The sequence below is a fragment of the Amycolatopsis sp. NPDC003865 genome, from assembly GCF_053605345.1.
Map to the genome: position 1 here is coordinate 1 of NZ_JBSGJA010000032.1, position 20,823 is coordinate 20,823.

At 71.9% G+C, this 20,823-nt stretch carries 23 protein-coding genes; 12 read left to right on the forward strand and 11 right to left on the reverse strand.

The genetic code is table 11. From position 1 onward, the window contains the following. Positions 1–180 precede the first annotated feature (180 nt). The 3 genes from ACWEVP_RS45190 to ACWEVP_RS45200 are packed head-to-tail and all read left to right on the forward strand — an operon-like array spanning position 181 to position 2,560. Entirely contained in the window at positions 181–1,479 is a 1,299-nt protein-coding gene (locus ACWEVP_RS45190) for a sensor histidine kinase (RefSeq protein ID WP_452068764.1), read from the forward strand. Positions 1,480–1,488: 9 nt separating this feature from the next. Next, positions 1,489–2,133, forward strand: coding sequence for a response regulator (locus ACWEVP_RS45195; protein ID WP_452068765.1), 645 nt, complete (start codon positions 1,489–1,491; stop codon positions 2,131–2,133). 16 nt (positions 2,134–2,149) lie between these two features. Next, positions 2,150–2,560 (forward strand): secondary thiamine-phosphate synthase enzyme YjbQ, encoded by a 411-nt coding sequence (locus ACWEVP_RS45200; protein WP_452068766.1) that lies wholly within the window; start codon positions 2,150–2,152, stop codon positions 2,558–2,560. On the opposite strand, the gene ACWEVP_RS45205 is transcribed toward ACWEVP_RS45200, so the two are convergent. Then, positions 2,498–3,472: an ABC transporter permease gene (locus ACWEVP_RS45205; protein ID WP_452068767.1), complete on the reverse strand. Its 975-nt coding sequence runs from the start codon at positions 3,470–3,472 to the stop codon at positions 2,498–2,500. The two genes, ACWEVP_RS45200 and ACWEVP_RS45205, sit on opposite strands and share 63 nt — an antisense overlap. 106 nt (positions 3,473–3,578) lie before the next feature. Between ACWEVP_RS45205 and ACWEVP_RS45210 the strand changes: the two genes are divergently transcribed. Together ACWEVP_RS45210 and ACWEVP_RS45215 are read left to right on the forward strand one after the other, a co-directional pair. After that, positions 3,579–4,268, forward strand: coding sequence for an HAD family hydrolase (locus ACWEVP_RS45210; RefSeq protein WP_452068768.1), 690 nt, complete (start codon positions 3,579–3,581; stop codon positions 4,266–4,268). A 112-nt stretch (positions 4,269–4,380) separates the two neighbouring features. Beyond that, positions 4,381–6,498 (forward strand): bifunctional lysylphosphatidylglycerol flippase/synthetase MprF, encoded by a 2,118-nt coding sequence (locus ACWEVP_RS45215; RefSeq protein WP_452068769.1) that lies wholly within the window; start codon positions 4,381–4,383, stop codon positions 6,496–6,498. Here the strand turns inward: ACWEVP_RS45215 and ACWEVP_RS45220 are convergent. After that, on the reverse strand, positions 6,476–7,153 hold the full coding sequence (locus ACWEVP_RS45220; protein ID WP_452068770.1) for a hypothetical protein: 678 nt from the start codon (positions 7,151–7,153) through the stop codon (positions 6,476–6,478). The genes ACWEVP_RS45215 and ACWEVP_RS45220 overlap by 23 nt on opposite strands. A gap of 75 nt (positions 7,154–7,228) precedes the next feature. Here ACWEVP_RS45220 and ACWEVP_RS45225 point away from each other — a divergent pair, with 75 nt between their 5' ends. Together ACWEVP_RS45225 and ACWEVP_RS45230 are read left to right on the forward strand one after the other, a co-directional pair. Further along, positions 7,229–8,746, forward strand: coding sequence for a P-loop ATPase, Sll1717 family (locus ACWEVP_RS45225; RefSeq protein WP_452068771.1), 1,518 nt, complete (start codon positions 7,229–7,231; stop codon positions 8,744–8,746). Between the two features lie 44 nt (positions 8,747–8,790). After that, positions 8,791–9,105, forward strand: a complete 315-nt coding sequence (locus ACWEVP_RS45230; RefSeq protein ID WP_452068772.1) for a hypothetical protein — start codon at positions 8,791–8,793, stop codon at positions 9,103–9,105. On the opposite strand, the gene ACWEVP_RS45235 is transcribed toward ACWEVP_RS45230, so the two are convergent. Continuing rightward, positions 9,102–9,968, reverse strand: coding sequence for a hypothetical protein (locus tag ACWEVP_RS45235; RefSeq protein WP_452068773.1), 867 nt, complete (start codon positions 9,966–9,968; stop codon positions 9,102–9,104). The genes ACWEVP_RS45230 and ACWEVP_RS45235 overlap by 4 nt on opposite strands. Further along, positions 9,968–11,716, reverse strand: coding sequence for a proline--tRNA ligase (locus ACWEVP_RS45240; protein WP_452068774.1), 1,749 nt, complete (start codon positions 11,714–11,716; stop codon positions 9,968–9,970). The genes ACWEVP_RS45235 and ACWEVP_RS45240 overlap by 1 nt, the downstream gene beginning before the upstream one ends. A gap of 123 nt (positions 11,717–11,839) precedes the next feature. On the opposite strand from ACWEVP_RS45240, the gene ACWEVP_RS45245 reads away from it, so the two are divergent. Together ACWEVP_RS45245 and ACWEVP_RS45250 are read left to right on the forward strand one after the other, a co-directional pair. After that, a complete protein-coding gene (locus ACWEVP_RS45245; protein ID WP_452068775.1) occupies positions 11,840–12,184 on the forward strand; it encodes a VOC family protein in 345 nt (114 codons plus the stop codon). A 20-nt stretch (positions 12,185–12,204) separates the two neighbouring features. Next, the gene (locus tag ACWEVP_RS45250) at positions 12,205–13,101 is read left to right on the forward strand and encodes a 2-hydroxyacid dehydrogenase (protein WP_452068776.1); all 897 of its coding nucleotides are present in this window, start codon (positions 12,205–12,207) and stop codon (positions 13,099–13,101) included. Here the strand turns inward: ACWEVP_RS45250 and ACWEVP_RS45255 are convergent. From ACWEVP_RS45255 to ACWEVP_RS45265, 3 genes are read right to left on the reverse strand one after another with little or no spacing between them, the layout of a single operon-like run. Next, positions 13,082–13,303, reverse strand: coding sequence for a DUF397 domain-containing protein (locus ACWEVP_RS45255; protein ID WP_452068777.1), 222 nt, complete (start codon positions 13,301–13,303; stop codon positions 13,082–13,084). The two genes, ACWEVP_RS45250 and ACWEVP_RS45255, sit on opposite strands and share 20 nt — an antisense overlap. Before the next feature lie 16 nt (positions 13,304–13,319). Then, positions 13,320–14,153 (reverse strand): helix-turn-helix domain-containing protein, encoded by an 834-nt coding sequence (locus tag ACWEVP_RS45260; RefSeq protein ID WP_452068778.1) that lies wholly within the window; start codon positions 14,151–14,153, stop codon positions 13,320–13,322. A gap of 55 nt (positions 14,154–14,208) precedes the next feature. Then, the gene (locus tag ACWEVP_RS45265) at positions 14,209–15,162 is read right to left on the reverse strand and encodes a GNAT family N-acetyltransferase (RefSeq protein ID WP_452068779.1); all 954 of its coding nucleotides are present in this window, start codon (positions 15,160–15,162) and stop codon (positions 14,209–14,211) included. 55 nt (positions 15,163–15,217) lie between these two features. Here ACWEVP_RS45265 and yaaA point away from each other — a divergent pair, with 55 nt between their 5' ends. Beyond that, positions 15,218–15,964: a peroxide stress protein YaaA gene (gene yaaA / locus ACWEVP_RS45270; protein ID WP_452068780.1), complete on the forward strand. Its 747-nt coding sequence runs from the start codon at positions 15,218–15,220 to the stop codon at positions 15,962–15,964. Between the two features lie 12 nt (positions 15,965–15,976). On the opposite strand, the gene ACWEVP_RS45275 is transcribed toward yaaA, so the two are convergent. Further along, a complete protein-coding gene (locus ACWEVP_RS45275; protein WP_452068781.1) occupies positions 15,977–17,047 on the reverse strand; it encodes an NAD(P)/FAD-dependent oxidoreductase in 1,071 nt (356 codons plus the stop codon). Between the two features lie 84 nt (positions 17,048–17,131). On the opposite strand from ACWEVP_RS45275, the gene ACWEVP_RS45280 reads away from it, so the two are divergent. Further along, positions 17,132–17,686 carry a suppressor of fused domain protein gene (locus tag ACWEVP_RS45280; RefSeq protein WP_452068782.1) on the forward strand — a complete coding sequence of 185 codons (555 nt, stop codon included), beginning with the start codon at positions 17,132–17,134 and terminating at the stop codon, positions 17,684–17,686. On the opposite strand, the gene ACWEVP_RS45285 is transcribed toward ACWEVP_RS45280, so the two are convergent. Both ACWEVP_RS45285 and ACWEVP_RS45290 read right to left on the reverse strand, forming a co-directional pair. Beyond that, positions 17,656–18,522: a LysR family transcriptional regulator gene (locus tag ACWEVP_RS45285; protein ID WP_452068783.1), complete on the reverse strand. Its 867-nt coding sequence runs from the start codon at positions 18,520–18,522 to the stop codon at positions 17,656–17,658. The two genes, ACWEVP_RS45280 and ACWEVP_RS45285, sit on opposite strands and share 31 nt — an antisense overlap. Continuing rightward, the gene (locus ACWEVP_RS45290; protein ID WP_452068784.1) at positions 18,522–18,953 is read right to left on the reverse strand and encodes a cytidine deaminase; all 432 of its coding nucleotides are present in this window, start codon (positions 18,951–18,953) and stop codon (positions 18,522–18,524) included. Before ACWEVP_RS45290 ends, ACWEVP_RS45285 begins: the two co-directional genes overlap by 1 nt. A 99-nt stretch (positions 18,954–19,052) precedes the next feature. On the opposite strand from ACWEVP_RS45290, the gene ACWEVP_RS45295 reads away from it, so the two are divergent. Further along, positions 19,053–19,958, forward strand: coding sequence for an MBL fold metallo-hydrolase (locus tag ACWEVP_RS45295; protein ID WP_452068785.1), 906 nt, complete (start codon positions 19,053–19,055; stop codon positions 19,956–19,958). Between the two features lie 15 nt (positions 19,959–19,973). On the opposite strand, the gene ACWEVP_RS45300 is transcribed toward ACWEVP_RS45295, so the two are convergent. Next, a complete protein-coding gene (locus ACWEVP_RS45300; RefSeq protein ID WP_452068786.1) occupies positions 19,974–20,732 on the reverse strand; it encodes an SDR family oxidoreductase in 759 nt (252 codons plus the stop codon). Positions 20,733–20,823 lie beyond the last annotated feature (91 nt).

A 20,823-nucleotide genomic window follows, 5' to 3' on the forward strand; every position in this document is an offset into this window, starting at 1 on the left:
TCCCGCCCGCGTTGTCTCTCCCCTCACCCCCCTCCCCCTACTTTCGGCCCAGCGCCCCAAGGCGGCCTTGGGGCGCTCGCCGGTACCCGAAACTGTCGGTCCCTGCCGGTAACGTGGAAAACGGGGGGGGCGCCCCCGCGGACCGGGCACTTCCCGGAGCCGGGGCCGGGGGAAAACCGGATGGGCAGCCCGCCGCGGCCGAGCCAGACTGGATCCGTGACCAGCCTCGACGTCCCCCACCCGCTTCGCCGCATCTTGGGCCCCGTCGCCGCGCGTGACTTCTGGGCCGAGTACCTCTGGCTGTGCCTCTCCGGCCCGCTCACCCTCTTCGCCCTGACCAGCCTGATCGTCGTGCTCGCGCTGGGCGTCTGGCTCACCCCGGTCCTCGTCGGGTTCCTCGTCCTCGCCGGGGCCGTCTTCTACGCCCGCGGGCTCGGCGCCGCCCACCGCCGGCTCGCGAAGGCCCTGCTCGGCGTCAGTGTGCCCGCTCCCCGGCGGCCCGAGCTCAAGCCCGGGCTGTGGAGCTGGGTGAAGGCGCGCGTCGGCGATGCGGCCGGCTGGCGCGCCGCCGGCTACCTCCTCCTGCGCCTTCCCCTCACCTTCGCCGGGCTGTTCACCGTCACGAGCGCGACCCTCTACGGCCTCGCCGCCGGCACGTTCGGCCTCTTCTGGTTCCCGCTGGGCGAACGTGAACTGCCGACCTTCGGCATCCGGGCCGACCACTGGCCCGGTGCGCTCGCCTGGTCCGCGTCCGGACTGCTGGTGCTCGTCGCCCTCCCCTGGGTCACCCACGCCTTCGCGGCGCTCGACCGGCTGCTGGTCGTCGGCCTGCTCGGCACGCGGGAGCTGTCCGAACGCGTCCGCGACCTGGAAGCCAGCCGCGCCACCGCCGTCGAAGACTCGGCGCTGCGGCTGCGGCGCATCGAGCGCGATCTGCACGACGGTGCCCAGGCCCAGCTCGTCGCCCTCGCGATGAAGCTCGGGCTGGCCAAGGACGAGCTCCAGGACGTCGACCTGCCGCAGGTCAAGGAGCTGATCACCGCCGCACACGCCAACGCGAAGCAGGCGCTGACCGAGCTGCGCGACCTCGCCCGCGGCATCCACCCCGCCGCCCTCGACGCCGGGCTCGACGTCGCCCTCACCACCCTCGTCGCGACGTCCGGCATGGACGCGCGGATCACCGTCCACCTCCCGCGCCGGCCGCCGCCGTCGCTCGAAACGATCGTCTACTTCAGCGCCGCCGAACTCCTCACGAACGCCGCGAAACACGGGGGGACCAGCCATGTCGACGTCACCGAAGACCGCGACGCCCTCTGGCTGCGGGTACGCGACCACGGCCCCGGCGGCGCCCGGCTCCTCCCGGGCGGCGGGCTGGCCGGGGTCGCCGAGCGGCTGCGGACCGTCGACGGCGAGCTGGCCCTCACCAGCCCGCCCGGTGGTCCGACCGAAGTGACCGCGCGGGTGCCGCTGCCCCGCTAGGGTCGGCGCATGCGGATCGTCATCGCGGAGGACTCCACCATCCTGCGCCAGGGCCTCGTGGAGCTGCTGACCTTCCGCGGCCACGAGGTCGTCGCTTCGGTGAAGGACGCCGAAGCGCTGCGGGCCGCCGTCGAGGCGAACGACCCAGATGTGTCCATTGTGGACATCCGGATGCCGCCGACGCACACCGACGAAGGCCTGCGGGCGGCGATCGCGCTGCGCCGCGAGTCACCCGGCCACGCGATCCTGCTGTTCTCCCAGTACGTCGAGACGAAGTACGCGGCGCAGCTGCTGGCCGACCGCGCGGGCGGCGTCGGCTACCTGCTCAAGGACCGCGTCGCCGAGGTCTCGGACTTCCTCGACGCGCTGCGCCGGGTGGCCGACGGCGAGACGGTCCTCGACCCCGAAGTCGTCAGCCAGCTGTTTTCGGCGACGCGCCAGGCCGACGCGCTCAGCGGCCTGACCCCGCGGGAACGCGAAGTCCTGGGCCTGATGGCGGAGGGCCGGTCGAACTCCGCCATCGCCGCGAAACTGTTCCTCTCGGCCGGATCCGTCGAAAAGTACGTGACGTCGATCTTCGGCAAGCTCGGCCTGCCACCGTCCGAAGGGGACAATCGCCGGGTGCTCGCGGTGCTGCGCTACCTGGAGACCTGAGCCTAGGCTGGAACCCATGTACTCCACCGAGATCGAGGTCCGCACCGGCTCCGGGGCCGTCGTCCACGACCTCACCCACGAGGCCGAGGAGTTCCTGCGCGACGCCGACGCGGCGGACGGCCTGCTGCACGTCTGGGTCCCGCACGCCACCGCCGGCCTGGCGATCCTCGAGACCGGCGCGGGCAGCGACGAGGACCTGCTGACCGCGCTCGACGAGCTGCTCCCCCGCGACGGCCGCTGGCGGCACCGGCACGGCAGCCCCGGCCACGGCCGTGACCACGTGCTCCCGGCGCTGGTGCCGCCCTACGCGACGATCCCGGTGCTCGGCGGCGTGCTCGCGCTGGGCACCTGGCAGTCGATCTGCCTAGTGGACACCAACCTCGACAACCCGGTCCGGAAGGTGCGGTTCAGCCTGCTCGCGGGCTGAGCGGCCGGGCCACAGCACCGCCGGCAAGCCCGCGACCAGCAGCGCGCCGAGCACCCACAGCCCGGTCGTGACGTCGGGTGCGTCCGGCACGCCCTGCAGCAGGCTGCGCAGGCCCTCGGCCGAGAAGCGGAACGGCGTCCACGACCACAGGAGCGCGCGGTAGGCCGGGTTCAGCAGCTCGGGCACCTGCCCGGCGACCGCGGGCGCGACCAGGTACAGCGGGCCGAGCACGGCCATCGCGCGCAGGCCCAGCAGGCGCAGCAGACCGGCTTGCAGGGCCGCGAACGCCGTCGCGGCGAGGAAGACGAACCCGAGGACGCCGGCGTCGAGCGGCAGCGCGGAGTCCCAGAGCGCGAAGAACCCGGCGACGACCGCTGTGACCAGCACCCCGGCCCCGAGGACCTGCAGGAGCCGGGCGCCGGCGCCGATCGTTCGGCCGGTGCGCTTGGCCAGCTGCGTCAACGCGAGCCCCGCGACCAGCGCGCCGATCCAGGCCAGCGCGGACGCGGCCAGCGGCGCGGTCCGGCCGGCGACGCTCACCGGGTGCAGCACCTCCTGCTTCGGCGGACCGCCCAGCGCGGCCGCCCCGGCGGTGAGCGCCTGCTGCGCGACCTGCGTACCGGCCGGGTTGACCGCCCCCGACGTCACGACGGTCGCGGGCGAGCCCAGTTCGAGCACGCCGTAGACCTTCTTGTCCTCCAGTAACCGGCGGGCCTCGGCCGGGGTCGTGACGGTCCAGGCGAGCTGGCCGCCGCCGTGCGCTGCGACGCGCTGAGCGAGCTCCGGCGGCCCGGCGACCGCGACCGGGACGCCGTCGGGCGCGGCGGTGGCCTGCGCGCCGAAGGTGAGGAACCCGAGCACCACGGCCACCAGCGCGCCGGCCAAAGCCGCGAGGGATACGAGACGAGTCATGCCGGCTCCAGTTTATTCGTCGCTTGTTGAATTCGTAGCCCAAGGTACGACCGCGTCCCGAGAAAGTCAACGCGTGTTGAATAGCGTCCCCGGTAGCCTCGGCGGCGTGACGAAGACACGGCTGGTGCTCTGGGACATCGACCACACGCTGGTGGACTTCGCCGGGCTGGGCGCGGCTTGGTACGCGGCCGCGTTCACCGCCGCGACCGGGGCGACCCTGCGCGTCGACCCGGTGTTCGGCGGCCGCACCGAGCTGGCGACCACCACCGAACTGCTCACCGCGAACGGCTTCGAACCCGCGCGGGACACGATCGAAGCGCTGTTCAAAGCGCTGGTCGCGGAGTCGGAACGCGCGGCGCACCGCTTCGCCGCGGAGGCCCGCGCGCTGCCGGGCGCGGCCGAAGCGCTGACCGCGTTCGCCGGGGACGACGGGATCGTCCAGTCGCTCGTCACCGGCAACCTGCCGGAGATCTCGCGGCACAAGCTCGCCGCGTTCGGCCTGCACGAGCACCTCGACCTCGACATCGGCGGCTACGGCACGCTCTCGGTGCACCGGCCCGACCTGGTCCCGCACGCGGTGGGGCTGGCGGCGGCCAAGCACGGCACGCCGTTCGACGCCGTGGTCGTCGTCGGCGACACCCCGAACGACGTCAAAGCCGCCCTGGCCCACGGCGCTCTCTCGATCGCGGTGGCGACCGGGTTCTACAGCGCCGCCGAACTGCGGGCGGCCGGCGCGCACGTCGTGCTCCCGGACCTCGCCGACACCGACGCCGTGAAAACCGCGGTGTTCGGCTGAAAGTCGTCCTTCAGAGGGTGTCAACCCTCATTCGAAAGGACGACCCCTTAAGGGTCAAACTCCTTCGTTTGCCTGATGTGGGTAGGGGCCGGCACTCGCCATGCTGTCCGGCATGACTGAAGCAGCGTCGGCGGCCGTGACCGCCGGAGGGGGACGCATCCGCGGCACGGTCGCGGTGCTCAGGCAGCGCCTGCCGTTCACGAGCACCGTCGTGCTCGCCATGCTCGTGCTGGCCGTCGCGACCGGGGCGTTGTGGAACGCCGCCGAGGACCGCGCGGCCTACCCGTTCATCGCCTACGGGCTGCCGTCGCTGGAGGCCGGCCGCTGGTGGACCATGCTCACCGGCCCGTTCTTCGGCGTCATCCCGTGGTTCTACCTGCCGATGGTCGGCAGCTTCGCGCTCTTCGCCGGCTTCGCCGAGTGGCAGCTGGGGACGCGCCGCGCGATGGCCGTGACCATCGGCGGCCAGTTCGTCTCGGTGCTCGTCGCGACGCAGTTCCTCGCGCTGTGCCGCAATTCCGGCTGGCTGTGGGCCGAGCGCATGGCGGGCAGCCTCGACGTCGGGTTCTCCGGCGGCGCGCTCGCCGCGGTCGCGGTCGCCAGCGCGACGCTGCGGCCGCCGTGGGCGCTGCGGCTGCGGGCCGGGCTCTGCGTGTACGCCGGGGTCGCGATCGTCTACGTCGGCACGCTGGCCGACCTCGTGCACTTCTTCGCGCTGCTGCTGGCGATCCCGCTCGGCAACCGGCTCGTCGGCTCGCGGCGGGTGCCGTCGGTGGGGCCGAACCTGCGGGAGTGGCGGCTGCTGACGGTCGCCGGCCTGCTGCTGCTCACCATCGCCGAGGTCGTCATGTTCCTGGTGCCCGGCGACGGCCCGTTCGGTTCCGACGAAGGGGTTTCGCTGTCGGCGCCGGAGCTGGCGGTGCTCGTGCTGGTCGTGGTGCCGATGCTCAACGGGCTGCGCAAGGGCGGCCGCGTCGCGTGGCGCTGGGCGGTCGCCTTGTCGGTCTTCGTCACCCTGCAGGGGCTCGCCGCGGCCACGGTCTACGGGCTGGCCGAGATCTTCGGGTCGGACTACGACACCACGGGCCTGCCGTTGTTCTTCGTCGACAATCTCTTGTGGACGGTCGAGCTGGGCGTCCTGGTCGCCGCGCAGCACGCTTTCCGCGTCCCGTCCCGGCGGCGGCTGCGGCGGCACGCGCAGGGCCCAGGGGCGGCGCTGGCCCGGACGCTGCTCGACCGGCACGGCGGCAGCACGCTGTCGTGGATGACGACCTGGCCGCGCAACACCTACTTCGTCCGCGAGGACGGCCGCTCCTACCTCGCCTACCGCAAGCACGCGGGCGTCGCCGTCGCGCTCGGCGACCCCATCGCGCCGGACGGCACGGCGGCCGCCACCGTCACCGAGTTCGCCGTGATGTGCGAGAACACCGGCCTGGTGCCGTGCGTGTTCTCCGCGACGGAGGAGACGGTCTCGGCCACGCGCGAGCTGGGCTGGCAGCACGTCCAGGTCGCCGAGGACAACGTGCTCGACCTGGAGGGCCTGGAGTTCCGCGGCAAGGCGTGGCAGGACGTCCGGTCGGCGCTGAACAAGGCCGCCAAGCAGGACATCGAATTCCGGCTGGTCCGCCTGGCCGACCAGCCCGAGCCGATCCTCGCCCAGGTCCGCGCGCTCTCGGAGGAGTGGATGTCGGGCAAGGGCATGCCGGAGATGGGCTTCACCCTCGGCGGGCTCGACGAGGCGATGGACCCGGCGACGCGGGTCGGCCTGGCCGTGGACGCCGAGGGCACGGTCCACGGCGTGACGTCGTGGCTGCCGGTGTACACGGGCGCGGGCCAGGTCGGCGGCTGGACGCTGGACGTCATGCGCCGCAGCGCCCACGGTTTCCGGCCGGTGATGGAGTTCCTGATCGCGTCGGCGTGCGTGGCGTTCCGCGAGGAGGGGGCGCGGTTCGTGTCGCTGTCGGGGGCACCCTTGGCGCGCAGCGCTTCTCCGGCGTGCCCGCTGGACCGGGCGCTGGAGTCGCTGGGCCGGGTCATGGAGCCGTACTACGGTTTCCGGTCGCTGCACGCGTTCAAGGCGAAGTTCCAGCCCCGGCGCGTGCCGCTGTACCTGGCCTACCGGGACGTGGCCGACCTGCCGCGGATCGGGCTGGCGCTGGGCCGGGCCTACCTGCCGGACGTCCGGCTGCGGGAGCTGGCGAAGCTGGTCAGTAGCTCTCGGGCACGCTGATCCGCTGCGGGAACCGGATCTTCCGGCGGCTCACGACGTTCTGGTCCTTCTCGATCAGCCTGCCGTCGGTCAGCCGGAGCCAGTGGCCGTTGCGCGAATCGGTGAAGGCGAGCATCACGCCGGGCGTCATGTCCGGGCGCTGCCACCCTTCGCGCACCGGCATCCGCCACTTCCCGGGCGGGAGGATGGCGTAGAGGTACTCGTCGTCTTCGATGACCGGCCCGCGGTGCAGGGTCGACCCGGTCATCGGCAGGTGCCGCACGAGGTCGAACGAGACGACGACGTGGTTGACGGCCTCGGCGTTCGCGTTGGAGACGATCATGTCGACGCCGCCGCCCTCGGTGGTTTCGATCCAGGCGGTGACTTTGGCGGCCTGCTCCTGGCGTTCCCGCTGGTCCCGTTTGACCCGGTCCGCGTGCGCTTGCCGGTTGTCGCGGATGGCGATCCACAGCGCGACGACGACGGCGCCGATCGTCCCGACGCCGCCGACCCACTGGCCACCGGCGGCCCACCAGTCCGGATCGCGCGGTTCGACGAGCCAGATCCACGCTTTCGCCAGCAGGGGCCCGAACAGGAGCAGGAACCCGGCGACGGCCAGCACCCCGAACGCGCCGGTCCGGATCCGGTCCAGCCGTCTGTCCGCATCACCGGTCATGGGACCACAGCCTGCCGAATTCGGGCGCCGTGCGGTAGCACCAAGTACCCTGGGCGCCGAACCGGAGGAGGGGACGTGCCGGAGGGAACGGTCGGACGGCTGCACTTCGGCCGCGACGACGCCGAGCACGACTTCGCCGACGGCCTGCTTCGCGAAGGGTTCCTGGTCACCAAGGCCTTCGAGGAGGTTTCAGCGGGGCACAAGAACCTCGTCATCGGGCGCAAAGGCACCGGAAAGAGCGCCATCTGCATGCGGATGACGGCGAACGGCGGCGCCTGCCTGATCACGCCGGACGAAACGGCGGGCGAGGAACTCCGCCGGTTCGAGCTCCAAGGGCTCACCGGCGCGACGGCGAAGTCGCTGATCTGGCGATATATCTTCGCGGTCCAGGCGGCACGCCACCTCATCGCCCATGCGCGGACCGGACACCGCCGCCGGTTCTCGAAGCCGGTCCGGGCGCTGCGCCGATTCCTGCAGAAAAGCGGCGAGCTTGCCGACGTCAGCTTCTACGACCGAATCCTCCGCGGCGGTCAAGGCCTGCAGACCTCCCTTTCACTCGAGGCTTTCGGCGTCAAAGCGAGCGTTGACCGCAAGGGCGGTGGCACCGAGGGCGCACGGGCCGCCAAACAGCTCGAAGTGCTCGAAGCCGGTGTCGCACGGGGCTTCCAGGCGCTCGGCTGCGCGAGTCATGCTCCGCTGCAGATCTTGGTCGATCAGTTGGAGCAAGTGTGGTCGAGTGACCGCGAGAGCGACGACTTGGTGATCGGGCTGCTGCTGGCGAACAAGCGCGTGAACCAGTCCTACGGCGGAGTAGTGCGGTGCGTGCTCTTCATCCGCTCGGACATCTACGACGCTCTTCAGTTCGACGACGCGGACAAGTTCCACAGCGACGAACTGCGCTTGGAGTGGACACCGGAGAAGCTCGAAGAAGTAGCGCTGTTGCGGGCTCGAGCATCCCTCGGGAGGCCCCTTTCGTCCCGGCAACTCTGGAGCGAAGTGTTCCCGGAGCAGGTGAACGGCGAGCCGACCGCACAGTACCTGTTCTCCCGTACGCTCCCCCGGCCGCGCGACGCCATCCAGTTCCTCAACCGCTGCCGTGACGCGGCCAATGCCCGCGGCGCGGACCGGATCACCGAGGTGGCCGTGCAGGGCGCCACCTTGCAGTTCTCCCAGTGGAAGCTACTCGACCTGGCCAAGGAGTACCTGGTCACGGTGCCCTTCCTGGACCGGCTGTTCGTGCTGTTCCAGAACACGGGGTACGTCGTGATGCGCAGCGCCGTGGCGATGCGGCTCGAACCGTTCGCCGAAGAGCTTCGTGCCGATTTTCCCCGCTACAAAGCCGTCCTGACACCCGGCGGTGTCATAGAAATTCTCTACCGTGTCGGTTTCCTCGGCGTGCTTCGCGAGTCCGGTGTCTCCTACTCCGGCTCAGGGCAGCTTCCGCTGCAACCGCACGAGAAGGAATTCCACATCCCCCCTTCTTCCGTCCCGCGCTCAACGCACTCGACGCCGCGGTGCTCGCACCGTTCGACCTACCCGCCCGGCAGTCCAAGATCACCTTCGCGGCGGCTCATGAACTGGCACATGTGCTGACGGACTCCTCCGTGCGTGTGGGCAGGTCACGTGACTTCCTGTTGATGGACCGGCTCGTCGAAATCTGCCAACGGCTCATGCAACAGCTCAGCCGAACGCCCTTGCCGGGCAACGTGCGTGAGCAGCTTTCCGACGCGATCTCTTCACTGCTCGCCAACACGATCACAGTGCGCGACGAGGGCACACCGCATTCGATCGAGCATGTCGCTAAAGCAGCCAGCTATCTCGACGGGCTGGCCCGGCAGCTGATCAAGTCCGGCCTCGGGACAAGCGCCGACCGAAGCGGCATCGCCCGCGCTCTCATCGACTCGTCGCGGCGCCTCCACAACGAGATTGGCGGGCGCTACACCAAGGGCTAGCGGTAGGTGGTCGGCGGCGGCGTGGTCGTGCCCCGGTCGGCCGGCGGGACGAACCGGTAGCTCTCCACGATCTTGACCAGGTCCTCGCGGATCGACGGCCCGGAACGGTCGCTGTCCGCGTAAGCCACCACGACGCCGGACGTGTCCGTGCCGTTCCCGAACCCCATCGCCACCACCAGAGCGTGCTTCGCCGCGCACTCGTCCTTCTGCGCCGGAGTCACTTCGGCGACCACCACCCGGGCCGGGAGCTTGCCGCCGTCGGCCTTCGTGAGCTGGGCGTCCGTGCCCGGGCCCGCCTGGGACGTCCCGCCGTACGCGCCCGTCGCCAGGTCCGTGGCGGCCTTGCGCGCCGCGGCCTCGGGGTCCGCGACGGGCTCCGTCGTGACGCCCGCGCCGCCCAGGTCGTCCTTGCCGCAGAAGTCCTCACCCAGGAACGCGCTCGTGATCAGCCGGATCGACGGCTCGTCCCAGCCGTGCAGCGTGCCTGGCTTGGGTGACCAGGCCGGCGGTACGTCGTAGGCGTACGAGCCGTCCCGGGCCGCGACCGGCTGCCAGCCGCTGACCACCGCCGGCACCGACACCCGGGGCGAAGGCGTCACGACCAGCGGCGCGGGTGGCGGTGACGACGACGCCGGGCGCGACTTGCCGACCCCCACCGCGTTCAGCACGCCCGCGACCAAGGCGATGAACACCAGGCCGAACCACGGCGCGCGACGCCACTTCAGCGGCTTCGCGGCCGGCCGGATCCGCTTCGGCCGCGCACGCGGCGGCGTCGGCGCGTCCGCGGGTTCGTAGCCGCCGAACCCGCGGAGCGCCGCGTTGTCCTCGTATCCCGGCGTCGGGTCGTCCGGGCGCCGGGCCATCAGGAGCGGACGAGCTTGACCAGGTGCTCGACGACGGCGTCGACCGCGATTTCCTCGCGCTCGCCCGAACGCCGGTCCTTGACCTCGACGACGCCGTTGGCCAGGCCGCGCCCGACCACCAGGATGGTCGGCACGCCGACCAGTTCGGCGTCGGCGAACTTGACGCCGGGGGTGGCCTTGCGGTCGTCGAGGATGACCTCGATGCCGGCCACGTCCAGCTCGGCGGCGATCTTCTCGGCGCCCGCCGCGACGGCTTCGTCCTTGCCCGCGATGACGATGTGCACGTCGAACGGCGACACCTCGCGCGGCCAGATCAGGCCGAGGTCGTCGTGGTTCTGCTCGGCGAGCACGCCGACCAGCCGCGAGACGCCGACACCGTACGAACCCATCGTGATCCGGATCGGCTTGGAGTCGGGGCCGAGCGCGTCCAGCTCGAACGCGTCCGCGTACTTGCGGCCGAGCTGGAAGATGTGGCCGATCTCGATGCCGCGCGCGGCGACCAGGGTGCCCTGGCCGTCCGGCGACGCGTCGCCCTCACGGACCTCGGCGGCCTCGATGGTGCCGTCCGGGGTGAAGTCGCGGCCGGCCAGCAGGTCGACGACGTGGTGGTCGACCTTGTCGGCACCGGTGACCCAGGCGGTGCCGGGGACGATCCGGGGGTCGGCGAGGTAGCGCACGCCGTTGTCCTGCAGCGCCTTCGGGCCGATGTAGCCCTTGACCAGGAACGGGTTCTTCGCGAAGTCGGCTTCTTCGAGCAGCGCGACCTCGGCGGGCTCCAGCGACGCTTCGAGACGCTTCATGTCCACTTCGCGGTCACCCGGGACCGCGACGCAGACCAGCTCCCACTCCTTCGCGCCCGGCTGACGCGTCTTGAGCATGACGTTCTTCAGCGTGTCGGCCGCGGTGAACGTGCGGCCCAGGTTCGCGTCGTTGAGGAAGGTGACCAGCGACTCGATGGTCGGCGTGTTCGGCGTGTGGTGCACCTGCGCCTCGGGACGGCCCTCGATCGGCTGCGCGGGGGGCGCGGGCGTGACGACGGCTTCGACGTTCGCGGCGTAGCCCGAGTCCGTGCTGCGCACGTAGGTGTCCTCGCCCGTCTCGGCGACGGCGAGGAACTCCTCGGACGCCGAGCCGCCCATCGCGCCCGACGTCGCCTTCACGACGACGTACTCGAGGCCGAGGCGGTCGAACAGCTTCGTGTAGGCGTCGCGGTGGGCCTGGTAGGAGCGCTCCAGGCCCTCGTCGTCGAGGTCGAAGGAGTAGGAGTCCTTCATGACGAACTCGCGGCCGCGCAGGATGCCGGCGCGGGGGCGCGCTTCGTCGCGGTACTTGGTCTGGATCTGGTAGAGCGTGACCGGGTAGTCGCGGTACGAGCTGTACTCGCCCTTCACCGTGAGCGTGAAGAGCTCCTCGTGCGTCGGGCCGAGGAGGTAGTCGGCGCCCTTGCGGTCCTTGAGGCGGAAGAGGCTGTCGCCGTACTCCGTCCAGCGGCCGGTGGCCTCGTAGGGCTCCTTCGGCAGCAGCGCGGGGAACTGGATCTCCTGCGCGCCGATCTTGTTCATCTCGTCGCGCACGACGTTCTCGATGCGGCGCAGCACGCGCAGGCCCAGCGGCAGCCACGAGTACCCGCCCGGGGCGACCCGGCGGACGTAGCCGGCGCGTACCAGGAGCCGGTGGCTCGGTACCTCGGCGTCCGCCGGATCCTCGCGCAAGGTGCGAAGGAACAACGACGAAGTCCTGGTGATCACTGCGGGGCTCCCTGCTCCGGGCGGGTGTGAAAGTCCCGCTCAGGGTAGTCACTCCCCCGGCCGTGACTCCAACGGGTTACTCGGGGGCGCGTTTTTGTCGGTGGTCCCCGCTAGCTTCGGGGCATGGCGATCCACATGGGCATGATCACGATCGACTGCGCGGACCCGCGCGGCCTGGCGGAGTTCTGGACGGCGGCGCTGGGCACGACGGTCGCCCAGGACTACGGCGGCGAGTTCCTGGTGCTCGCGCCGCCCGAGGGCGGGCTGCCGCTGGGGCTGCAACGGGTCCCGGAGCCCCGCGCGGGCAAGAACAGAGTGCACGTCGACTTCGGTGGCGATGATCGCGCGGAGGAGGTGAAACGGCTGGTCGGACTGGGTGCGAAGGAGGTGGCGGAGCATTCGGTGCCGGGGCTGGCGTGGACGGTGCTGACCGATCCGGAGGGCAACGAGTTCTGCGTCTCGGGATAGCGCGGCGGTAGAAAGGCGGCATGAGCGCTCGCGTACTGCTGCCGTGGACCGACATCGACGTGCCGGAGGGGGTCGAGGCCGCGTACTGGGACGGAGTCTCCGCGCCGCCGGACGGGCTGGACGGTGTCGAGTTCTACGTGCTGCCCTACGACCGCGGGCCGGAGCCGCCGAAGCTGATCAAGGAGCTGCCGGCGTTGCGCGTGGTGCAATCGCTGTCGGCCGGGGTCGAGGCGATCGTGCCGCTCCTGCCCGAGGGGGTGCGGCTGGCGAACGGGAGGGGGTTGCATGACCTGAGCGTGGCGGAGCACGCGCTCGCGCTGATCCACGCGGCGCAGCGGGACCTGCCGCGGTGGTTCGCGCAGCAGGCGCGGGGTGAGTGGACGCGGGAGCACACGCGGTCGCTCGCCGACAGCCGGGTGCTCCTGGTCGGGTACGGCTCGATCGGGCAGGCCATCGAGCGTCAGCTCGTCGCGGCGGAGGCCGTGGTGACGCGGGTGGCGAGCCGCGCGCGCCAGGACGTCCACGGCATCGACGAGCTGCCCCGGCTGCTGCCGGAGGCCGACATCGTGGTGTTGGTCCTCCCGGACAACCCCGCGACGCGCGGTCTGTTCGACGCGAAGGCCCTGGCGGCGCTGCCGGACGACGCGCTGGTGGTGAACGTCGGCCGCGGCACGGCCATCGACACGGACGCTCTCCTCGCCGAGACCCGCTCCGGCCGGTTGCGGGCCGGTCTGGATGTCGTGGATCCGGAGCCACTGCCCACCGATCATCCACTGTGGACGGTGCCCGGGGTGGTCATCACCCCGCACATCGCCGGTGGGTCGGCGTCGTTCTACCCGCGCGCGAAGAAGCTGGCGGCGGAGCAGCTGCGGCGGTATGTGGCGGGCGAGGAGCTGCTCAACCTCGTAGAGCCGTGACGACGGCCGTCCACGCGGCCGGGGTGACGGTCAGTTGCCCCTGGTCGCGTGCCTTCGTGTCCCGGACGCCGACGGAACGGTCGAGCTTCACCTCGACGCACTCGGACTGGCCACCGCTGTAACTCGACTTGCGCCACCCGACCTCGACACAATTGGACTCGGGGCCGCTGTAACTCGACTTGCGCCAGACCATGTCGCTCATGCCGAGGCCTCCCGGGTTATCGCGCGACCTCCCGAAGCAGGCCTCGGGTGTCGTCTTCACTCAGTGCCTTGCCAGCCAACACCTTAACCTGCTTGCGATAGTTGCCGACCACATCATCCTCATGGAGGAACGCGGTAGCGTGTGCATTCTCGAGGTGCACGATCGGCGGCAGATCGGCGAACTCGTACACGATGAACGAGCCGATCAATCCCCGGTGAAAGCCGATGTTCGCGGGCACGATCCGCAGCGAGATGTTCGGCTGGTCCATCATCATCAACAGGTGATCCATCTGGTCCGACATCACCTCCGCACTTCCGATCTCCTCACGGATGGCAAGCTCGCCGACCAGCGCGGTGAGCCGCACGGGATCCGGCCTGCTGAGAATCCGTTGCCGGTTGAGCCGGGTGACCAGCCGGGAATCCGCCTGCAGCAGATCGATATCCGAACTGCTCAGCATCGCTCGCGCATAGTCCGGGGTCTGCAGAAGCCCCGGCATAATCGTGAGCTCCCAATTGGTGATGTGGGTGGCGGTGCGCTCGTACTCGACGATGCCGCTCAGCGCGGGCGGCAGGTCGGACGGGTTGGAATCGAGCCAGTTGTCGTCCTTGGCGCGCCTGGCCAGGCGCATCATCCGCTCATACGTCGCGTCGTCGACCTGGAGGGCGCCCAGCAGGCGGGCCACGTCCTCCGGGGACGCCACCCGCTGCCCCTTTTCCCACGCCGACAGCAGCTGCGGCAGAATCCGCACCATCCGGGCCAGTTCGCGCAGTCCTTTACCCCGCGTCATCCGCAATTCGCGCAGGGATGCCGCCAATGCCCGAACACCCGGGGAAGCTGAAGTCGGCTTCATGGGGCGATGGTACGAACACCGTCCATTCCCCGATCGGCGGTGGGGCGTCCCGGAATCAGGACAGCACGTACACGTGCCATTCGTCGTCGACGCGATATCCGCACCGTTCGTAAACACCCAGCGCGCGGTGCGCGTTGTCGACGTCGACGTTCAGCGCCGACCGGTCGAATCCCGCCGCTTTCGCCGCCAGGAGCGTGTGCCCGAGCAGCCCCGACGCCACTCCTCGCCCGCGCAGCACCTCGCGCGTTCCCACCCAGGTGGCGTAGTGCTCGCGGATGCCCGTCGCCGCGGCTTCGGACTCGTAGAAGTGGCTCAGCACGAACGCGAGGACCTTGTCGCCGTCGAGGACCAGGAACGACAGGTCCGGGCGGAAGTCCTTGGAGCCGGTGACCAGGTGGTGCCAGGCGTCCGGCCCGTAGACCGTGCTGCCCCAGTGGCCGGCGAAAGCGTCGTTGCGGGCGTCGAGCGCCGCGAGGTCGTGCTTGAAGTCGAACGGCTGCGCCGTGATGCCTTCCGGGAGCGGTGGCTGCGGCGGCAGGTCCGCAAGGCCGACGCGCATGTTGACCATCGTCCGCTGGTGCGTGAAGCCCGCGGCGGCGAGGACGCCGGCGATCCAGCGCTCGTTCTGGTGCTGCCCGTGGTGCAGCTCCATCGGCGCGCCCGGGAAGGCGCGCTCGTGGACCTCGCGGCTCGTGCGCGTCAGCCACTCGACCAGGTGAGCGCCGACAGCGTCCGTCCGGTGCGCGGGATGCACGACCGACTGGAGCCGGATCATGTGCACCGGGTTCGCGGCGTCGCGGCGGCGGATCAGGCCGTAGCCGGCGAGCACGTCGCCCGCGAAGGCGCCGATCGTGGCGCGGGGGAGGTCGACGTTGGGCGCGACCAGCTCGTCGCGGAGGTCGTCTTCGCTGAAGTGGTCACCCGTCCGGTCGATCTCCTCGGCGGCGGCGTACAGGCGGGTGAGCGCGGGGACGTCGTCGAGGGTCAGCGGGCGCCAGCTCAGGTCCATGTCCGGAGGCTAGGCCGGACGGCGGCAACCGCGCACTCCGATTTAGGCTCGGTGCGTGCTGGTGCTCCTCCCCCCTTCCGAAACCAAGGCCGACGGCGGCCGCGGCGGCCCGCTCGACCTCGACGCGCTGTCGTTCCCCGAGCTGAACCCGGCGCGCGCGAAGCTCGCCGACGCGCTCGCCGAGCTGGCCGGCGACGTCCCGGCCAGCATCGCGGCCCTGGGCATCACCGAGCGGCAGGCCGGTGAGGTCACCCGCAACGCGCAGCTGTGGACGTCGCCGACCATGCCGGCGCTGCGCCGCTACACCGGCGTCCTGTACGACGCGCTCGACGTCAAGAGCTTCACGAAGGCGGGCCTGGAGAAGGCGCACCGGCGGCTGGCGGTGACGTCGTCGCTGTTCGGCGTGGTGTCGGCGACCGACCCGATCCCGGCGTACCGGCTTTCGGGCGGGAACTCGCTGCCCTCGGTCGGGACGATCCGCGGGCACTGGAAGCCGGTCCTCGAGCCGGTGTTGCGGCAGGTCGAGGGCCTGGTGGTGGACCTCCGGTCGGGCACGTACTCGGCGTTCGCGAAGCTGCGCCCGGACGCGGTGACGGTCCGCGTGGTGACGGAGAACGCCCGCGGCGAGCGCGTGACGGTGAGCCACTTCAACAAGGCGTACAAGGGCCGGCTGGCCCGGGCACTGGCCGAGACGCGAGCGGAACCGTCCACAGTGGATCAGCTGGTCAAGGTGATCACCAAGGCGGGCATGACGGTCGAGCGCACCGGAGACCACGCGCTGGAGCTGGTCACCGAGGGCTGACCACGCCGCGGCTCAGAACCGGTCCGGCGCGAACGGCGTCAGGTCGAAGCCCGGGTCCTCCCCCAGCGCCACCGCCGCGACCAGCTTGCCCGCGAAGGGCGCGTTGGTCAGCCCACCCGGGCCGAACCCCGTCGACACCGCCAGCCCCGGCCTGATCGACCCCAGGATCGGCAATCCGTCGGGTGTGCCCGGGCGGAAGCCGACCCGGGTCTCCGCCAGGGTCGCGTCCGCGAGGCCGGGCGCCACCGCCAGCGCGTTGTCCAGCACGTCGCGCTGGCCCGCCGCCGTCACGCGGTAGTCGAAGCCCGACTCCGCCTCGTGCGTCGCGCCCGCCACCACGCGGCCACCCGCGAACGCCAGCAGGTAGTGCCTCGTGCGGGGCATCACCACCGGCCACGCCGCCGTCTCCGTGCCCGGCAGGTCGAAGTGGCTGATCTGACCGCGGTGCGGCGTCACCGGCAGGTCGATCCCCAGCGGCGCCAGCAGTTCGCGGCTCCACGCGCCGGCCGCGACCACGACGCTGTCCGCCTCGAGCACGCCGTCCGGGCTCACCACCGTCCCGTCGCCGCGGAACGCCACTTCCCCTTCGACGAACTTCGCGCCCCGGCGTTCGGCGTCGAGCAGGAGGGCGCGGCGCAGCTGGTGCCCGTCGACGCGGCCCGCACCGCTCAGGTGCACCGCGCCCAGCTCCGGCGCCAACGCCGGGAACAGCTCGCGTGCCTGGGCCGGGTCGAGCCGGCGGACCTCGCCGGCCTCCGGCGCGTCGGCCGCCCGTGCGGTCAGCCGCTCGTACGCCTCGGCCAGCTCGGCATCGTCGGCGGAGACGATTATCCCGCCGACGACCTCGAACGAAGAGTCCGCCAGCGAAGCCGTCAATTCCCGGTAGTACCGGCCGGCCGCCGACGCGAGCGGGTACACCGCCTCGTTCCAGCGCGAGGTCCACGGGCTGACGATCCCGGCGCCGGCTTCGGTGGCCGTCCCCGGGCGGGCCGCGTCCGCCACGACCACCTCCGCGCCCCGGCCCGCCAGGTGCCACGCTGTCGCCGCGCCGCCGATTCCGCTTCCGATCACCAGGACTCGCATGTCCCTCACCCTGCCCGAAAGTGCCGCGCCCGGGCCAGCGGCCTTCCCCCGCGCCGCACGGTGACCGGTCGTATGCTGCCCGCCATGCCGAGCCGTGCCGAGCGGTATGTCGCCCATCTCGACACCCTGACCGGGGACACCGAACCCCGGCTGCAGCCGATCACGTCGACCCACGCCGGGCTCGACGACGTCATCGCGTTCGTCTACGCCGACGAACCGGAGCCGAGATACCTGACCGGCGCGACCTACGGCCTCTCCCTCGCCGACCACGCCGAGTGGCACGGCGTGAAACCGGAGCTGTGGATCAGCGTCCGGTCCGACGACCCGATCTGGGCGCTGGCCATCGGCTACCTCGCCGAGCAGCTGCGGGGCACGTGCCCGTTCGTCTACGGCGACACCATAGACTTCGGCGAGCCGATCGCGCCGGAGTCCGCGATGACGGCGTTCGCCGTGTCGGCGCCCGCGGGCCTCGACGCGCACCAGTACACGCTGATCGACATCGGCGGCCCGCCGGTCAGCATCGCCGGCTGCTACCCGGTGCACGACACCGAGCGCAAGTACATCCGCGAGCACGGCATCGACGCGTTCTGGCAGCTGGACTGGGACCTCTACGACGTCCGGCGCCCGCCGGTCGTCTGATACGCGGCCGTCGCGAGCTCGGCGAACGACCGCACCAGCGGGCCGGCGTCCTTCCAGGCGACGACCACCGGGTTCGGCGCCAGGTCGGTGAGCGGCACGACCGTCAGGTCCCCCGGCGGCCGGTGGCCGAGCGGCATCAGGCCGACGGTCCCGTTCCACAGCACGGCCTGCAGGCACTCCTGGACGCCGCGCACCACCGGGCCGTCGCGGGGTTCGCCGCCGTGCCAGTACGCCTGCCAGACGGGGTCGGTGCCGTCCGGGAACCGGAACCAGCGCCGGCCTGCCAGGTCCGCCAGCTCCAGGTGGTCGCGCCGGGCCAGCGGATCGTCGGCGCGCAGCACCGCGCCCACCGGGTCTTCGCGCAGCCGGTGCACGGTCAGGCCGGCGTCGTCGAACGGCCCGCGGGTCAGCGCGACGTCGACGAGGCCGGCGCGCAGCCCGCACGTCGGGTCGGTCAGGTCCGTGTCGCGGACGCGGACCTCGACGCCGGGGTGGCGCCGGCGGTAGGCGTCGGCCAGCCGCGTCGCGTCCGGGTCCGCGCTGTCGGCGAGGATGCCGACGGTGATCGCCGACGCGCCGGCCGCCGACGCCACCCGCACGCGCGCCTGGTCGGCCTGCTCCAGCAGGGCGCGGGCCTCGTCGAGCAGCGCCGCGCCGGCGGGCGTGAGCGCGACGCCCGCGGCCGAGCGCACCAGCAGGACGGCGCCGACGTCGGCCTCCAGCTGCTTGACCGCGCGGCTCAGCGGCGGCTGGCTCATGTGCAGCCGCGCGGCGGCCCGGCCGAAGTGGAGTTCTTCGGCGACGGCCACGAAGTACCGCAGCGTGCGCAGCTCCATCAACGCTCGTAGGGCCAGACGTCGTCGGGGAAGACGCGCGCGAACCAGTGCGGCTGGACGTCCCGCAGCCGCAGGGCCCGCCACCGGCGCGGGTCCGCGGGTTCGGGGACGGCGACCTCGACGTCCGGGCCGTGGGCGAACAGCCGTTCCTGGCAGACCCCGCAGGGCGCCAGGACCCAGTAGCCGCGGTCGTCGTCGGCGGCGGTGACGCAGACCGAGCCGGTCACGCGCCGCCCGAGCTTGAAGGCTTCGCAGATCGCCCCGGTTTCGTGGCACAGGCTGACGGCCTGGTTCGGGAAGTCCGGTGCGGTGCTCGTCAGCACCGTGCCGTCGTCGAGGCGCAGTGCCGCCGCGCCGGACCACGCCGCGCCGCCGAAGCGGTCCCGCGCCAGCGCGATCGCCGCGTCCACCAGTTCCTGATCGACTGCCATGCGCCGACAGTAGCGCCGACCGGCGACGATGTTCGCCGGGTATCGGCCCCTCGCAACCGGTCTTGGACGGCGCGCCCGCCGCGGCGGTGGAATCAGGGCATGACCGACATGACCGATCCCGCCGTGCGGGTGGCCGACGCCCGGGAACTCGCGCCGGACCTGCTGGTGATCCCCAACCGCGGCGTCGACCTCGTGCCCAACATCGGCGTCGTGGGTGGCACCGAGGCCGTCCTGGTCGTCGACACGGGCCTCGGCACCGAGAACGCGGCCGAGGTGCTCGCGTTCGCGACGTCGGTGGCCGCCGGCCGCCGCCTGTTCCTGACGACGACCCACTTCCACCCCGAGCACGCCTACGGCGCGCAGGTGTTCGCCGGCGCGGCGACCTACCTCGCCAACCGCGCCCAAGCCGACGACCTCGCCACGAAGGGCGCGGGCTACCTCGAGATGTTCCGCGGCCTGGACCCGGTGGTGGCCGCCCGGCTGGCGGACGTCCGGGTGCCGTCGCCGGACGAGGTCTACGACGGCACCCGCGAGCTCGACCTCGGCGGCCGGACCGTCCGGCTGCGGCCGACAGGCCGGGGCCACACCACCGGCGACCAGGTCGTCGAGGTCCCGGACGCCGGCGTGCTGTTCACCGGCGACCTGGCCGAGACCGGGCAGTTCGCGATCCTCCCGTGGTTCCCGCCGCACGACACGGACGTCACGGCCGTCGGCTGGCTCGAGGTGCTGGACCGGCTGCTTTCGGACGGACCGCGGACGGTGGTGCCCGGGCACGGCGAGGTCGGCGGCGTTTCGGTGCTCACCGACGTCCGCGACTACCTGCGCGAGCTGCGGGACGAGACCTGGCGCCGCCGCGGCTCCGCGATGGCGCAGGCCGAGATCGCCGCCGAAGTGCGTTCGGTGCTCGTCGAACGCCATCCCGGCTGGGCCGGGCGGGAATGGATCGAGCCCGGCGTCGGCTGCCTGTGCGCCGAGCACGACGCGCGGTCCGCCACCCGGGCCTGATCACCGTCCCGGTGGTCAGCTGCCGGAGACCAGCGCGGCGGCCTCGGGGCTGTGCAGCCACTCGGCGTAGCCCGGCCCGAGGATCGTCGCGCCCGGCCGGGGCAGGAGGCCGTCCTCGGCGATGCCGGTCACGGTGTGCTGGTCGGTCCGCAGCTCCAGCCCCAGGTCGAAGTGGTCGACGAACGCACGGGCGAGGTCGAGCACCTCGGCGGGCTCGGGACCGGCGATGTCGGGCGTGCGGCCCCGCGCGGGACGCTCGGCGACCTCGACGAGCGCCCCGGCGACCGCCGTCGCGGCCACGGTCTGCACGCGCAGGTCGAACACCGTGGCGTGGTCACCGTCGCGGGTCCGGCCCACGAGCTGTCCCGGGAACTCGTGGAAGTGGGTCGCGCGCACGATCGTGGCGGGCACCGGCCCCGAACCCGCCGCGCGCTCGTGCGCCACCTTCGCGCGGAAATAGCCGAAACCGGTGTCGTCGATCCCCACGACCGACAGGGTCACGATGTGCCGCACGCCCTGCTCGGCGCCGGCGCGCTGCAGGTTGGCCGCGGCACTGGTGAAGAACCGCCTGGCCGGCTCCTCGTCCAGGGACGTGGAATTGCTGACGTCGACCACGACGTCGACGCCTTCCAGAGCGGCGCTCAGCCCGTCTCCGTTGGCGAGGTCGACACCGGTCGAGCGGGCCAGCGCCACCACCGGATGACCACGCTCGCGAGCCGCCTCGACGACGTGCGGGCCGACCAGCTCGTCCGCTCCGGCCACGGCGATGCGCACTCGCTTTCCTCCCACCCCCGCGCGAAGCGCGCGGCTTCGACCTCCGGCAGAGGCGCCACGACAGCTCGCCGCCCCTCCCCAGCGTGCGGGA

Bases quoted from the DNA above. Each gene is read 5' to 3' on its own strand.
- ACWEVP_RS45295 (WP_452068785.1), top strand. From the start codon at position 19,053: ATGACCGACATGACCGATCCCGCCGTGCGGGTGGCCGACGCCCGGGAA.
- ACWEVP_RS45250 (WP_452068776.1), top strand. From the start codon at position 12,205: ATGAGCGCTCGCGTACTGCTGCCGTGGACCGACATCGACGTGCCGGAG.
- ACWEVP_RS45230 (WP_452068772.1), top strand. From the start codon at position 8,791: ATGGACCGGCTCGTCGAAATCTGCCAACGGCTCATGCAACAGCTCAGC.
- ACWEVP_RS45280 (WP_452068782.1), top strand. From the start codon at position 17,132: ATGCCGAGCCGTGCCGAGCGGTATGTCGCCCATCTCGACACCCTGACC.
- ACWEVP_RS45220 (WP_452068770.1), bottom strand. From the start codon at position 7,153: ATGACCGGTGATGCGGACAGACGGCTGGACCGGATCCGGACCGGCGCG.
- ACWEVP_RS45200 (WP_452068766.1), top strand. From the start codon at position 2,150: ATGTACTCCACCGAGATCGAGGTCCGCACCGGCTCCGGGGCCGTCGTC.
- ACWEVP_RS45190 (WP_452068764.1), top strand. From the start codon at position 181: ATGGGCAGCCCGCCGCGGCCGAGCCAGACTGGATCCGTGACCAGCCTC.
- ACWEVP_RS45265 (WP_452068779.1), bottom strand. From the start codon at position 15,162: ATGGACCTGAGCTGGCGCCCGCTGACCCTCGACGACGTCCCCGCGCTC.
- ACWEVP_RS45285 (WP_452068783.1), bottom strand. From the start codon at position 18,522: ATGGAGCTGCGCACGCTGCGGTACTTCGTGGCCGTCGCCGAAGAACTC.
- ACWEVP_RS45260 (WP_452068778.1), bottom strand. From the start codon at position 14,153: ATGAAGCCGACTTCAGCTTCCCCGGGTGTTCGGGCATTGGCGGCATCC.
- ACWEVP_RS45235 (WP_452068773.1), bottom strand. From the start codon at position 9,968: ATGGCCCGGCGCCCGGACGACCCGACGCCGGGATACGAGGACAACGCG.
- ACWEVP_RS45290 (WP_452068784.1), bottom strand. From the start codon at position 18,953: ATGGCAGTCGATCAGGAACTGGTGGACGCGGCGATCGCGCTGGCGCGG.
- ACWEVP_RS45195 (WP_452068765.1), top strand. From the start codon at position 1,489: ATGCGGATCGTCATCGCGGAGGACTCCACCATCCTGCGCCAGGGCCTC.
- ACWEVP_RS45215 (WP_452068769.1), top strand. From the start codon at position 4,381: ATGACTGAAGCAGCGTCGGCGGCCGTGACCGCCGGAGGGGGACGCATC.
- ACWEVP_RS45255 (WP_452068777.1), bottom strand. From the start codon at position 13,303: ATGAGCGACATGGTCTGGCGCAAGTCGAGTTACAGCGGCCCCGAGTCC.
- ACWEVP_RS45245 (WP_452068775.1), top strand. From the start codon at position 11,840: ATGGCGATCCACATGGGCATGATCACGATCGACTGCGCGGACCCGCGC.
- ACWEVP_RS45205 (WP_452068767.1), bottom strand. From the start codon at position 3,472: ATGACTCGTCTCGTATCCCTCGCGGCTTTGGCCGGCGCGCTGGTGGCC.
- ACWEVP_RS45275 (WP_452068781.1), bottom strand. From the start codon at position 17,047: ATGCGAGTCCTGGTGATCGGAAGCGGAATCGGCGGCGCGGCGACAGCG.